The sequence below is a fragment of the Allohahella sp. A8 genome (assembly GCF_047946665.1).
GTDB lineage: Bacteria > Pseudomonadota > Gammaproteobacteria > Pseudomonadales > Oleiphilaceae > Allohahella.
In genome coordinates this window covers 434,037-447,806 of record NZ_CP172312.1, presented here as the reverse complement: position 1 = coordinate 447,806, position 13,770 = coordinate 434,037, and the positions used below count along the sequence as shown (strand labels likewise).

Below are 13,770 nucleotides of genomic sequence, written 5' to 3'. Positions count from 1 at the left end.
CGTATTAAACAGCACTGTCCAGCAGCGCTCTCATTTCTCGCACAGCTGAATCCAGGCCTGTGATTACGGCTCTCGCAATGATCGCATGGCCGATATTCAGCTCCCTAACGTGGTCCAGCGCGGCAATTGGCCGAGTATTATGGTAGTGCAGGCCATGACCGGCATTGACCAGCAAACCGGCCTGATGCGCGAATACCGCTGCTTCCCGCAGCGCCTCAAGCCGTAGCTCGACTTCACCACCGCTGGCTTCGGCGTAATCTCCGGTATGCAGCTCAACTGCCTGGGCGCCCACCCGGACAGCGGCCTCGATCTGGCGCGGATCAGGGTCGATGAACAGCGAAACCCGAATTCCGCTATCGGTTAGTCTACTCACATAGTCTTTCAGCATCGCCTCTCTGCTACAGACATCCAGGCCACCTTCAGTCGTCAGTTCCTCCCGCTTTTCAGGCACCAGACAACAGTCACGCGGGTTCACCTCGAGCGCCAATGCCAGCATCGGATCGGTTGCAGCCATCTCCAGGTTCATGGAGGTCTGAAGCGTCTGGGCCAGCAGACGGACATCACGTGGCTGGATATGCCGACCATCTTCGCGCGGATGAATAGTGATGCTGTCTGCCCCCGCCTGCTCGGCAATCGCAGCAGCCAGCACCGGATCAGGATAGAGGGTACCGCGAGCCTGGCGAAGCGTTGCGATGTGGTCGATATTTACACCGAGCAGAACTCTGCGTTTAGTCGTCATGATTTCCGGGATCCTCTGTTATCGGTTCGGCTTGTTCTGGTCGTACTGCACCCAGCCGGGCAGCAGCCTGTATAAGCTGACGGGTGTTGAGCATTCGCCCATCGAGGCTTCGGTCGATCACGAGGGAAGTCAACTCGCGGGCAAGGCCAAGCGCGCCTCCCACCTGCCAATTGGCCTCACCGACAGCCAGTAAAAGCCGGCCCGAAGCACTGACAACCCGAAGGTGGGCCGGTTGCTCCTTTGCTTCGGCTTCTTCAAGCCAGCCGGATGTGCTGACAAAAATGTACCTGGTATCAGGCGAAATCGGGTTACCAGCTGCGTCAGCGCTGAAGCCTGGATGCAGCCCGAGCGCCGTGGTCAGCGCCAGCTCGAACTCACGCATCAGCCACAGCAGAGGATCCTGGGCAGAAAAAGCCGTCGGCGCAGGTATCTCTCGAGCAGAGTCTTCGGCACACGAGTTGAGACGTTTCAGACTACTTGTATATAAAGTATGAATCTCAGGCACTTGCTCCTCGACTGGCAGGAGCAGGTAGAGTAGCTCGTTGAAATAGAGCCCTACAAGAGCCGCACGTCCCTTGAGACTGAAGCCGCGCCCGGCAAAATCCAGCGACGAAAATGTCTTGAGCTCACTGCGACCGTACTGGGAAAAGATGTATGGCTGGAACGCCTGTAGGCTATCAGCAGCAGAGCGGTGCTTGCCGCGACTGCCATGAATCACGCCGCTGACCTTGCCACTCGATGCCGTCAGCATGGTGGCAATGATGCTATTCTCCCGGTAAGGTCTGCCGTGCAGCAGCCAGCCTTGCTGGGCTACAGCAGAACTGCCGCCGCCCCGGCCTGTCACCGCTCATCGTAGCCGAGTGTTTTCAGCGCCCTGGCACTGTTACTCCAGCCTGACTTTACTTTCACCCAGGTCTTGAGCATGACGGTCGAGCCGGTGAGATGTTCGATATCGCGACGCGCATCGGTGCCAATCCGCTTAAGCTTTTCGCCCTTGCTACCGATGAGAATCTTGCGCTGCCCTTCACGTTCAACCCAGACGATCATGCCGATATGCAGGGTCTTGCCTTCCTGCCCCCACTGCTCGATTTCAACCGCCACGCCGTAGGGCACTTCATCCCCGAGCTGACGCATGATCTTCTCGCGGAGAATTTCGGCACAAAGAAAGCGAATGCTGCGATCAGTCACCTGATCGTCGGGAAAGAGGTGCACGCCAGCCGGCAAATAAGCCGCAATCTCTTTTTCAAGTTCGTCGAGCTGCCAGCCTTTCATGGCAGAAATCGGCACAAAGCCTTCGAAACTGAAACTCTTGCGTAACTCGTCGATGAACGGCAGCAGCGATGTCTTGTCTTCAAGTTCATCAATCTTGTTGATCAACAGCATCACTGGGCGCTTACTGGCCGTAGCGGCCTCGAGCACCATGCGATCCTCTTCGGTAATGCGGGTCCTGTCGATCATCACAATAATGAGATCCGCATCGTTCAACGCACTCAGAGCCGCCTTGTTCATGACCGCGTTGAGCGAGTTACGTTCATTCTTGTGGATACCCGGGGTGTCGACGTAGATGTACTGCACCTCATCGATCGTCTTGACGCCGAGGATCTGATGCCGTGTCGTTTGCGCCTTCTTCGAGGTAATACTGATTTTCTGACCGAGCAGCTTATTCAGTAGCGTTGACTTTCCAACATTTGGTCGACCCACAATGGCGACATAGCCACACTTCTGCCCATTTGCGGGTTGTTCAGGGCCTGTTTCATCAGACGCCATCTCATTAGAGCTCATGACTTTTGGGTACCTTCGAGGTTTTTGAGTGCCTTGGCCGCCGCTTTCTGTTCAGCGAGGCGGCGGCTGGGACCTCGTCCGGAAAATACATCTTCCAGGCCATTGACCGTGCATTTGACCACGAAGGTCTGCGCATGCGCCTCGCCCAGCACTTCAAGAATTTCGTATACCGGGAGCTCCGCCTGGCGGCTTTGTAAAAGCTCCTGTAGGCGGGTCTTTGAATCCTTGCGGGTATCTTCCGGCTTCAGTGCATCGAGTCGAGAGGCAAAGAGTCCACGCAGAAGCGTCTGGACGGTTTCGAAGCCGCTATCCAGAAATACTGCACCAATTACTGCTTCCAACCCATCGGCCAGAATCGACTCGCGGCGAAAGCCACCACTCTTGAGTTCGCCGGAACCCAACCTCATGGCGTCACCAAGGCTCAGATCCCGGGCCACTTCAGCAAGTGTCACGCCCTTGACGAGACTGGCGCGCATGCGACTGAGCTGCCCTTCTCTAGCATCTGTAAAGCGCGCATAGAGCGCCTCGGCAATGACGAAGTTGACGATGGAGTCGCCGAGAAACTCGAGACGCTCGTTGTTAGATTTGCCGTAGCTCCGGTGAGACAAGGCGAGCTCGAGCAGACCTTCGTCCTTGAAACGATAGCCTAGCTGTGCCTGCAGTTTGTCGAGCGCCTGATCGGTTCGTAACACTACTTCTTCTTGCTTTCCTGTTGATGGTGGAAACTGAGCACCGCATCTATGTTGGCTACAATATTCTTGCGAACCTCGTAATCGATGATCACCGTAGTCGTATCATCCTTGCGTTCGATCTTGATGGCTTCTGGCGGCAGACTGCGAATGTTGTTGATAGTAAGGAGGCTGTCCAGACTGGACTGTATTTCCTTGTTCGTCATATCAGCAAAGTTTTCTTTCTTCGACAGACTTTCAAGCGATCCCGAAACCGAACTATCCTCGATGTAGACCGGAATCAGCTTGATGGCCACAGTAATAAACGATACCAGCACGAGCAAATAGAACAGGTACTGCATCATTGATGCACCTGTCTGCTGCTTTGGCAGGGCAATCGATCCCAAGGACGACCTGGAGACAGTCTGACACATACGCATAGTCCTGATAAGTAAACGTAGTCTCAGTATAGCTGGATCGTAGAACTTGCGACTGACCGGGACAGGCAGCGCCTGCTATTCGATAAGCCCTGTTCTTGAAAACGAAGGAATTGAGAAGAAGCTCTCCCAATGCATCCAGATTGCGAAAGCGCGCCCAACGATATTGTTCTCCGGCACCATACCGATATAACGGCTATCACGACTTCGATCCCGGTTGTCGCCCAGCAGGAAGAAATTGCCCGCCGGCACCTTCCATTCTGCCCGCAGCCCTGAGGGGCCGCTCTCTTTCTGAATTCTATAGGTGGCGCCGCCAAGCGACTCTTCGTAAATGAGCTCCTTGGGATTATCCGGTGGAAGCGCTGCGAGCAGCCGCTCTTCAACCGGCTCACCATTGACGTACAGCGCCTTGCCAAGAAGCGTGACAGTGTCGCCGGGAAGCCCGATCACGCGCTTGATATAATTGGTCCGATTGTCTTCAGGATTTCGGAACACCATCACGTCACCACGCTCTGGCTCACCCAGATCCACGATTTCTGTCCCTAGAACAGGCAAGCGTAGCCCATAGGTAAACTTGTTGACGAGGATGAAGTCGCCGACCTCGAGCGTCGGCAGCATGGATTGTGAAGGGATCTGAAAGGGCTCGACGATAAAAGAGCGCAGGATCAGCACAATGAAGAGAATGGGAAAGAATGATCGACAATACTCGACAATGAGTGGCTCAACCGGCTGGCTCGTACGCGTATCGCCTTGGGTCGCACCATCTACTGTCCAGCCCTGGCTGATTCGGGTCTCGCCAACTGCCGGCGCCGGCGCGCTGGTCTGCTGCGGTGCTGGTTGACGCTTTTTCGCAAAAACCAGCGCGTCGACAAGCCACACAGCGCCGGTAATTAATGTCAGCGCTACCAGAATGAGCGAGAAGTCGAAATCCATCATGTACGAGTATCCGTTTCCAAGGTCGCCGTTACCATGTGGGCTGGGTTGGCTGGCGCAACTTTAACTGTCGATCTTCAAGACTGCAAGGAAGGCATCCTGAGGGATTTCCACGCTGCCGACCTGCTTCATCCGCTTCTTGCCCTCTTTCTGCTTCTGCAACAGTTTCTTCTTCCGGGACACGTCGCCACCATAGCACTTGGCGGTCACGTTCTTTCGCAGGGCCTTGACCGTCGTACGGGCAATAACCTGCCCACCGAGTGCGGCCTGTATCGCGACGTCGAACATCTGCCGCGGTATCAGCTCCTTCATCTTCTCTGTCAACTGCCGTCCCTTGTAGGCCGCATTGTCGCGATGAATGATCAGTGCCAGCGCATCAACCTTTTCAGCGTTGATCAGCACATCCAGGCGCACCAGGTTGGCAGCCTGGAAGCGAACGAAGTGATAGTCGAGCGATGCATAACCGCGACTGGCGGATTTGAGTTTGTCGAAGAAATCGAGCACGACCTCTGCCATTGGCATTTCATAGCTCAGCGAGACTTGAGAACCGAGGAACTGCATGCTTTTCTGCACTCCGCGCTTCTCGACACAGAGGCTGATAACATTGCCGAGGTAGTCCTGTGGCACGAGAATATTCGCTTCGACGATCGGCTCACGCATCTCCTCTATGCTGCCCAGATCCGGTAGTCGCGATGGATTGTCCACCGAGACCACTTCGTTCTGCTTGGTCAGCACCTCGTAGATAACTGTCGGGGCGGTGGTGATGAGGTCGAGATCGTACTCCCGCTCGAGCCGTTCCTGAATGATTTCCATGTGCAGCATGCCTAGAAAGCCGCAGCGGAAGCCGAAGCCCAGCGCATCGGAGCTCTCGGGCTCGAAAAAGAGCGAAGCATCGTTGAGCGTCAGCTTGTCTAGCGCGGTCCGGAAATCTTCGTAGTCATCCGAAGACACCGGGAACAGCCCCGCATACACTTGAGGCTGAACCCGCTTGAAACCCGGTAGCGACTTCGTACTGCCATTCGATGCATGCGTGATGGTATCGCCGACCGGCGCCCCATGGATATTCTTGATACCGGCTACGACAAAGCCCACTTCGCCCGGCCCCAGCTGCGGCTGCTCCGTCCGCTTCGGTGTAAACACACCCAGCGAAGTCACGAGCTCCACCACGCCATTCGACATGATCTTGATCTTGTCGCCCTTTTTGAGCGTGCCATGTTTGACGCGAACAAGCGAAACCACTCCGAGATACGGGTCGAACCAGGAGTCGATGATGAGGGCCTGCAAGGGCCAGTCTTCTTCAGTTTCAGGCGGTGGAATGCGGGCCACCAACTCCTCGAGAATATCTTCGATACCGATACCGGCCTTGGCGCTGCATTCAACCGCATCAGTCGCATCGATACCGATGATTTCCTCGATTTCCTTGCGAACCCTGTCAGGCTCGGCCTGTGGCAGGTCCATCTTGTTGAGGACCGGCAGGACCTCGAGACCCATTTCGATAGCGGTATAGCAATTCGCCACAGACTGAGCCTCGACACCCTGGGCGGCATCCACCACAAGCAAGGCGCCTTCGCACGCGGCCAGTGACCGCGAAACTTCATAGCTGAAGTCGACGTGACCGGGCGTGTCGATAAAGTTCAGCTGATACACCTTCCCGCTACGGGATGTGTAGTGCAGCGTGACACTCTGCGCCTTGATGGTGATACCGCGCTCACGTTCGATGTCCATCGAATCAAGCACCTGGGCCTGCATTTCGCGCGCCTCAAGGCCGCCGCAGTGCTGTATGAAGCGGTCTGCAATGGTGGACTTGCCGTGATCGATGTGTGCGATGATTGAAAAATTTCTGATGGAATCGAGTTTCTTCACATTGCCGGTCCTGAAAAAAAAGCCCGTAATCATAACAAGACTACGGGCTTCTAGACAGCATTCAATAGAGACGCTTCGCTCAGTCCTCGATGCGCATCACCACGAAGGCCGGATTGCCGTTGCGGATGATCAATACGGGGATCGACTTGTCGTTCGGCAATTTGCCGACAATCGTTCGCAGATCGCCTACCGAATTGACCCGCTCATTGTTCACCGTGCTGATGACGTCCCCTGCCCTGATGCCGGCAGCCGCTGCTGGTCCTGCCATCACATTCGTAACCACTACACCGCCGCTGATCTGCAGTTGCGCCTTTTCCTCGGCAGTCAGATCGCGAACTTCCAGATTCAGGGTACTGGCATCGGTCGACGGTCTCTTGCCTGTCGTCGCAGTAACTTCATCACTTCCTGGAACCTGACCGACGATGATGTCAAGTGTCTGCCGCTCGCCTGCGCGGATGATTTCAAGTTCAGCCTCGGTGCCCGGCTTGACTCGACCAACGAGATGAGGCAGTTCGGAAGAGAGGTCGATTTCGTCATCCTCGAACGACAGGATGACATCACCCGGCCTCAGACCCGCCTTGGCGGCTGGCGATTCAGGCATGACCTGTGCAACAAGGGCACCATGAGGCTTTTTCAGACCGAACGATTCCGCCAGGTCACGATTCACTTCCTGAATGAGCACACCCAGCCAGCCGCGACTCACCTGCCCCGTCTCCCGAATCTGTTCTACAGCGTTCATTGCGACATCGATAGGAATGGCGAAAGACACGCCCATGAATCCGCCAGAGCGGGTATAGATCTGGGAATTGATACCAACCACTTCACCGTCCAGGTTGAATAGCGGACCACCGGAGTTACCCGGATTAATCGCGACGTCAGTCTGGATAAACGGCACGTAGTTCTCACTCGGCAGGCTTCTGGCCAACGCGCTGACGATGCCGGCAGTCACTGTGTAATCGAAACCGAAGGGCGAGCCTATGGCCAATACCCATTCACCGACTTTCAGTTTCGAAGACTTGCCGAGCTTCAACACAGGCAGGTCATCCGCCTTCACCCTGAGTACCGCAAGATCAGTGTCCGGATCGGTACCAACCAGCTCGGCAACAAGCTCACGCCGATCAGCCAGGCGAACAATGATTTCATCGGCGCCTTCTACAACGTGATTGTTGGTCAACACGATGCCGTCAGCAGAAACGATAAAGCCGGAGCCGGTCGATTGCATTTGCCGAGGCATCTGCCCGTTGCCGCCAGGGCCTGGTAATTGATCACCGAAGAAATGGCGGAAGAATTCGGGAATCTGCTGCAGATCGGGATGGCCGCCATAACCAGCAGGACTGGGTGAAGCCCTACTCGTGCTGATATTGACCACGCCAGGCGAGGCCTCTTCGACAAGTTCCGTAAAATCGGGCAGACTTGCCGCCCTGGCGGCACCGGTCAGCATCAGGCACCAGACCAGGAAACTGAATATCAGCGCTCGTTGCGGACCTTCGGTCTGTCCACTTCGCATGACTTGAGGCATTAATAATCTCCATATATGAGTCGAACCGGTTGACCAACCGGCATGGCAGAGAAAACCTATACTTGGGGATGCAGCCTTACCTCACAATAGCTCAGTGGTGACAGATTCTTAACCAAGCGTGTACCGAGGATCATGCCGAGCATCCCTGAACCTGCAGCCAGCAGGTCCTGCTGGAGCGCACTGACATCCGTGTTGAAGCTGGTGACAGCTGCGTACGAAACCACAGTACCGACTATAAGCCCGATGAGCGGCAGCCCGTAAAGCAGGACTGTCATTTTTAGCAAAGAGCCACTGCCAATTTCAAGCCTGCAGACGGTGCCGATAGCCGCTTTGCCCCGCCAGTCGTCGCCATTAGCCAGTTGCTCCACCTTGAGCGTGAATGGTTTATCTGATTTTCGACGCAGGCGCACCAATAGCGACTGTCCACAGCCGCGGCCTTCGTCGCATCGGGCGCACACGCCGGCGCTGCCTGCTGCGACTGCTTCGAGCTCGATCTGCGTATCGCTGATGGCCGAAACACGCACCAGCGCATTCACCATGCCTTCACTCGGCAAGCAATGCTGTTCTGGAACATTCAACTCAATCTTACCTCACTTGAAGTCGGGTTCGCTGTACACGACCTTATGCCAGCATGGATACTGTGGCACAGTTGCAGCCACCGACGTATAAAAAGACCTTCAGATGACGATAAAGGAACACCACCACGTCTACGACGTGCTCATAATCGGCAGCGGCGCCGCAGGACTGACTGCAGCGCTGAGACTGCCTCAAAACCTCTCGGTCGCCGTTGTGAGCAAGACCGAACTGATGAGCGGCTCGACGCCCTGGGCCCAGGGTGGCGTTGCCGCCGTCACGGAAGCCAGCGACTCCTTCGAGAAGCATATAGATGACACCATGCAAGCCGGCGCAGGACTGTGTAAACCGGAGCGTGTAGCACAGGTCGTTCAGCAGGCGCCGGAAATGATCAGCTGGCTTGTGAGTCAGGGCGTCAAGTTTGATCATGAACTCGAAGCGGCCGTGAAATCCTTCCATCTTACGCAGGAAGGCGGGCACAGCCACCGACGCATTCTGCATGCTGCCGATGCCACTGGCCAGGCCGTTGGTAGCGCCCTGGCCGCCGCGGTGAACGCCAGACCGAACATCACCATACTCACCAACAAGATCGCTGTAGACGTCCTTCGTACAGCTGATAATCGGGGACGACCGCATAAACGAATCCAGCGCTGCAACGGTATGTACCTGTACGACATGCCCTCGCACAGGGTAGAAACCTGTCTGGCGCGCTTTACGCTACTGGCCAGCGGCGGCGCCAGCAAGGTCTACCTCTACACATCGAATCCTGATGGCTCCACTGGCGACGGCGTAGCAATCGGTTGGCGCAGCGGGGCACGCGTGGCCAACATGGAGTTCAACCAGTTTCATCCGACCTGTCTGTACCATCCCGATGCCAAGTCCTTCCTGATCACCGAAGCCGTTCGGGGTGAAGGTGGCCTATTGCTCAGACCTGACGGCAGCCGCTTCATGCCGCAGCACCATGAACTTGCCGAGCTTGCGCCAAGGGACATCGTTGCCAGGGCCATAGACCACGAGATGAAGCGTCTGGGTGCAGACTGCATGTTTCTCGATATCAGTCACAAGCCGACCGCATTTATCAAGGAGCACTTCCCTACTGTCTATCAGCGCTGCCTGAGCTTCGGCATCGATATGACGAAGTCGCCCATACCGGTGGTACCAGCCGCACACTATACCTGTGGCGGTCTTGTCACCGACGAACACGCCAGAACCACGGTCGACGGGCTGTATGCAGCCGGCGAAGTCGCCTCCACTGGTCTGCATGGGGCCAACCGGATGGCCAGCAATTCGCTCCTCGAGTGTTTCGTCTTTGGTTCAGCCTGTGCCGATCATATCGGGGCAACAATAGCCGCCGGCCAGGCGCCTGATGTCAGCGGCATCCAGGTCATTCCCTGGGACGAAAGTCAGGTGACTGATTCAGATGAAGATGTCGTGATTGCTCATAACTGGGACGAGCTACGCCGCACCATGTGGAACTATGTCGGCATCGTCCGGACGGACAAGCGCCTTCAGCGCGCCCAGCACCGAATTGCACTGCTGCAGCAGGAAATCCATGAGTACTACAGCCAGTACAGGATCAGTAGCGACCTGCTCGAACTCCGAAATCTGGCCACGGTAGCTGAACTCATCGTGCACTCTGCCCTCTTCCGCAGAGAATCACGCGGCCTGCATTACACGCTGGATTATCCAAAGCGAAGCATCAGAACCTATGATACGATCCTGCAGCCACCGTCCCTCAACCCCTTCGCCGAGTATTTCTAGGAGTTTGCATGATCGAACAAGCTGAGCTGAACAGGCTTTTCTGGCACAGCCGAAGAGGCATGCTGGAACTGGACCTGCTGCTGGTCCCTTTCGTGCAGGAGGTAGTGGCTACGCTCGAGCCCGCCGCGCTTGACACATACGAGCGTCTGCTGGCGCACGAGGACACTGAGCTGTTCCAGTGGTTTCTCACGACAGAGCGACCGGACGACCCGTTGCTCGCCGACATGGTCGATAGTATCCTTCGTTACAACACCGACCGTGCCCGACAGCATTGACCTGAAGCTCGGCCCATCTCTGCGGCTGTTCTATTTCAGCTTCGCCATTGCCGCATTGCTGGCGGTATGTATCGGTATTGCCGCTGTAGGATTCAAGATCAAGTTCGTAATTCTCTTGGCGCTGGTCGTATACAGCTGGCAGGTCCTGCGGGTTCACGCGTTTTTGCAGAGTCCCAGCAGTCCGCTTCGTCTGAACTATGACGCCAGTCATGCTGACAGAATTCTCGTCACCTATAGAAACAAGGAGGCGGTGCACTACCGGCTGCAGTCCAGCACTTTTGTTCATCCACAGCTCACCGTTCTGGCATTGCGGCCGCTCAAGAACGCCTGGCGTCCGAAGCACTGGTTACCCAAATGCGTTCTGCTGTGCCCGGATAACTGTGATCCCACCGCGTTCCGACGGCTCAGGACAAGTTTGCTGCACCGTCCGATACGGTAGCGTCGCGAAAGCCAGAGTAGCTCACAAGGACGTAAGCTAAATCATCATGATCAATTTCGATTCCTCGACAGGAGCATAAAACCGTGTACCTCAGCTCAGTCAATACGTCGACTGTCATCCGCCTCACCGGCGTCGACAGCTCGAAATTTCTGCAGGGTCAGCTGACCTGCGATGTAGCGCGACTGGAAACAGGTCAGTGGACCTGGGCTGCTGCCTGCTCACCCAAGGGCCGCGTGATCGACGTCTTCAAGCTGTACAAGCAGCAGACGGAAGACTTTCTGCTCCTGTGCTGGTCGGAGGATGCCGGCCAGCGGCTGCTGACGCATTTGGCAAAATACAAGGTGTTTTTCAAATGTGAACTCCGAATTGAGCCTGAACTAGAGTGCGTCGGGACCCTTTCAAGGCATGCTGACATTCGTGCCGAGCTCAATCTCTATCCTGGCTGGGCAATACTGGGCTCACACAATCAGGTACTGCAGGATGTCAAGCAGGCCAACCGGCGCAGGCTTTCTCAGAGCCTGCCTGAGGATCAACTCTACTGGAGTGAGTTGGTCGTTAGCAGCGGGACTGTCGACGGCGCGAACAAAGACAACCGTGGCCATGCCACGCTCGGAGCACTCCGCAGCCGCTTCGCCTCAACGAAGGATGACGATTACCTGTGGCAGGCCGCAATGCTTGCGCTCGGCATCCCTCGGCTAGACGCGGACAACAGCGAGAGTTTCACAGCTCATGCGTTAGGACTTCATTCACTCGGCGCCATCAGCTTCAGCAAAGGCTGCTTCACCGGTCAGGAAATCGTCGCACGCACCCATTACCTTGGTAGTGCCAAGAAGTATCCGGTAGGGCTGGCCGTAGTCGAGGAGACGTTCAGAAGTCACTCGGAGACCGGTAATGACCGATTGTTTCTGGACGGAAGCGAGCTGGATACTTTCCTGACTGAGCACAACGCGAAGGTGCTTGAATGTATCGATATGCCTCAGGTTATAGCCGACTCATCGACCAAACAGTCCGACCCGTCGGTTCGCTCTCTTTTCTCGCCGTTCAAGCGTATCTGCCTGGCCGTACTCGACCCCGAAAAAATATAGTCCCGGTGCACCTTTCGACCACAGGGCGAGCGAATTTCTGCTATACCTAATAGTGGAGTCTGGCGCGGCAATCGCTGCGCCTGAAGTTTCACCACCCTCTGATTCACTGCTCTGGAACGAATGAATGTCTGACCTCGAACGTCAAATCAAACAGCAGATCATTACAGCTATCGATCAGGACAAGCTTGTCCTGCCTACGCTGCCAGAGGTTGCTCTGAAGGTACGGTCTGTCGCTGAGGACCCCGAATCTACCATTGCGCATATTGTCGCCGTCCTTGGAAATGATGCTGCGATCACGGCACGAATCATCAAGGTCTGTAACAGCCCCCTGCTGAGAGGCTCACGCGAAATCAGCAACCTTAATATGGCCGTCAGTCGCCTAGGTATGCAATATACGGCCAACCTGGCGACAGCACTGGCCATGGAGCAGATGTTCCAGGCGACAACAGAAATGATCGATGTGCGGATGCGTGAAATCTGGCGCACCAGCACGGAAATTGCCGGCATCTGCCATGTTCTGGCCAATCACTTCACGAAGCTGAAACCGGATCAGGCGACGCTCGCAGGACTTATTCACAAGATTGGCGCCTTGCCAATTCTGACCTTCATCGAAGAACATGAAATCAGGATCAACGCGGTACAGCTGGATAATCTCATAGACAATCTGCACCCGCCTATTGGCGGCTATATTCTGCGCAAGTGGGATTTCGCCCCAGAGCTACGGATGGTACCGAAAGAACACTCGAACTATACCCGGAACGTGCCGACAGCCGACTATGCAGACCTGGTGATGGTCGCAAAACTGCAGAGCACGATGGGCACAGATCAGATGGATACCTCTCTGGACTGGACGACCGTTACCGCGTTCGAGCGGCTGGGTCTGGATCCCCAGGTCGACATGGGTGAGTCAGAGGATCTGAGCGCCGAGATGGCTGCTGCCATGGCGCTTCTGAACAGCTAGCAGCCGGGCTGCCCGCCCATCGGGCGCGGCAGCCAGTCTACGGGTTGGCCGCCCTGAGCTTCAAGGTACCTGTTGGCTGCCGAAAAGTGGCCGCAGCCCAGGAAGCCACGATGCGCTGATAGGGGGGATGGATGGGGTGCCTTCAGCACCAGATGTCGCCTGGTATCCACAGATGCCGCCTTCTTCTGCGCATAACTCCCCCACAACAGAAAGACCAAGCCGCTCCGATGCTGGTTCAATGCTGCTATTACGGCATCGGTTACAGGCTCCCATCCCTTGCCGGCATGCGCAGCCGCGCGCCCGCCCTCCACGGTCAGCACTGAATTCAGTAGCAGGACGCCCTGGTCAGCCCATGATTGCAGACAACCAAAGCCGGGATCAGGCTGAAGGCCAAGGTCGCTGTGTAGTTCCTTATAGATATTGCGTAATGAAGGCGGGACTGCTATCCCAGGCAGCACTGAAAAACTCAAACCATGCGCCTGACCCGGCCCATGGTAAGGATCCTGCCCCAGTATAACGACGCGGGTTTCATCAAAGGCGCTGCACCGCATCGCAGCGAAACAATTCGCAAAGGCAGGATAAATTACCCTGCCCTGCTGTTCTTCAGCGATCAGGAAGGCTTCGAGCGCGCGGGTCGAATCCTGACTCAGCACCTGCCGGAGATGCGGCTCATACCCCGGTGCCTGTTCGCTGACAGCATCATGCAGAAAACCCATGTACGACCCTCCCTGGCCC

The 13,770-nt window shown here is 56.2% G+C and carries 15 protein-coding genes; 5 read left to right on the top strand and 10 right to left on the bottom strand.

All coding sequences use genetic code 11. The features are described 5' to 3' along the window. Window positions 1-4 precede the first annotated feature (4 nt). From pdxJ to ACH3PB_RS02065, 9 genes are all read right to left on the bottom strand, one after another. On the bottom strand, window positions 5-739 hold the full coding sequence (gene pdxJ, locus ACH3PB_RS02105; RefSeq protein WP_416397822.1) for a pyridoxine 5'-phosphate synthase: 735 nt from the start codon (window positions 737-739) through the stop codon (window positions 5-7). Beyond that, window positions 729-1,583 carry a DNA repair protein RecO gene (gene recO, locus ACH3PB_RS02100; RefSeq protein ID WP_416397821.1) on the bottom strand — a complete coding sequence of 285 codons (855 nt, stop codon included), beginning with the start codon at window positions 1,581-1,583 and terminating at the stop codon, window positions 729-731. Before recO ends, pdxJ begins: the two co-directional genes overlap by 11 nt. After that, complete coding sequence (gene era / locus ACH3PB_RS02095; protein WP_416397820.1) at window positions 1,580-2,521, bottom strand: GTPase Era; 942 nt, start codon at window positions 2,519-2,521, stop codon at window positions 1,580-1,582. The genes recO and era overlap by 4 nt, the downstream gene beginning before the upstream one ends. Next, window positions 2,518-3,213, bottom strand: coding sequence for a ribonuclease III (rnc, locus tag ACH3PB_RS02090; RefSeq protein WP_416397819.1), 696 nt, complete (start codon window positions 3,211-3,213; stop codon window positions 2,518-2,520). The genes era and rnc overlap by 4 nt, the downstream gene beginning before the upstream one ends. Further along, a complete protein-coding gene (locus tag ACH3PB_RS02085; protein WP_416397818.1) occupies window positions 3,213-3,623 on the bottom strand; it encodes a DUF4845 domain-containing protein in 411 nt (136 codons plus the stop codon). The genes rnc and ACH3PB_RS02085 overlap by 1 nt, the downstream gene beginning before the upstream one ends. An 81-nt stretch (window positions 3,624-3,704) precedes the next feature. Further along, window positions 3,705-4,562, bottom strand: coding sequence for a signal peptidase I (gene lepB, locus ACH3PB_RS02080; RefSeq protein ID WP_416397817.1), 858 nt, complete (start codon window positions 4,560-4,562; stop codon window positions 3,705-3,707). Between the two features lie 60 nt (window positions 4,563-4,622). Beyond that, on the bottom strand, window positions 4,623-6,455 hold the full coding sequence (lepA, locus tag ACH3PB_RS02075) for a translation elongation factor 4 (RefSeq protein WP_416397816.1): 1,833 nt from the start codon (window positions 6,453-6,455) through the stop codon (window positions 4,623-4,625). Window positions 6,456-6,501: 46 nt separating this feature from the next. After that, window positions 6,502-7,941: a DegQ family serine endoprotease gene (locus ACH3PB_RS02070; RefSeq protein WP_416397815.1), complete on the bottom strand. Its 1,440-nt coding sequence runs from the start codon at window positions 7,939-7,941 to the stop codon at window positions 6,502-6,504. 56 nt (window positions 7,942-7,997) lie between these two features. Next, window positions 7,998-8,519: a SoxR reducing system RseC family protein gene (locus ACH3PB_RS02065; RefSeq protein WP_416397814.1), complete on the bottom strand. Its 522-nt coding sequence runs from the start codon at window positions 8,517-8,519 to the stop codon at window positions 7,998-8,000. 103 nt (window positions 8,520-8,622) lie between these two features. On the opposite strand from ACH3PB_RS02065, the gene nadB reads away from it, so the two are divergent. The 5 genes from nadB (at window position 8,623) to ACH3PB_RS02040 (ending at window position 13,035) form a co-directional block, all read left to right on the top strand. Further along, a complete protein-coding gene (gene nadB, locus ACH3PB_RS02060; protein WP_416397813.1) occupies window positions 8,623-10,275 on the top strand; it encodes an L-aspartate oxidase in 1,653 nt (550 codons plus the stop codon). Window positions 10,276-10,283: 8 nt separating this feature from the next. Then, window positions 10,284-10,550 (top strand): succinate dehydrogenase assembly factor 2, encoded by a 267-nt coding sequence (locus ACH3PB_RS02055; protein ID WP_416397812.1) that lies wholly within the window; start codon window positions 10,284-10,286, stop codon window positions 10,548-10,550. Continuing rightward, on the top strand, window positions 10,534-10,989 hold the full coding sequence (locus tag ACH3PB_RS02050) for a protein YgfX (RefSeq protein ID WP_416397811.1): 456 nt from the start codon (window positions 10,534-10,536) through the stop codon (window positions 10,987-10,989). The genes ACH3PB_RS02055 and ACH3PB_RS02050 overlap by 17 nt, the downstream gene beginning before the upstream one ends. Before the next feature lie 83 nt (window positions 10,990-11,072). Beyond that, the gene (locus ACH3PB_RS02045; RefSeq protein WP_416397810.1) at window positions 11,073-12,074 is read left to right on the top strand and encodes a YgfZ/GcvT domain-containing protein; all 1,002 of its coding nucleotides are present in this window, start codon (window positions 11,073-11,075) and stop codon (window positions 12,072-12,074) included. Window positions 12,075-12,198: 124 nt separating this feature from the next. Next, the gene (locus ACH3PB_RS02040) at window positions 12,199-13,035 is read left to right on the top strand and encodes an HDOD domain-containing protein (protein WP_416397809.1); all 837 of its coding nucleotides are present in this window, start codon (window positions 12,199-12,201) and stop codon (window positions 13,033-13,035) included. Here ACH3PB_RS02040 and ung read toward each other — a convergent pair. Beyond that, on the bottom strand, window positions 13,032-13,751 hold the full coding sequence (gene ung / locus ACH3PB_RS02035; RefSeq protein WP_416397808.1) for a uracil-DNA glycosylase: 720 nt from the start codon (window positions 13,749-13,751) through the stop codon (window positions 13,032-13,034). The genes ACH3PB_RS02040 and ung overlap by 4 nt on opposite strands. Between the last annotated feature and the right edge of the window lie 19 nt (window positions 13,752-13,770).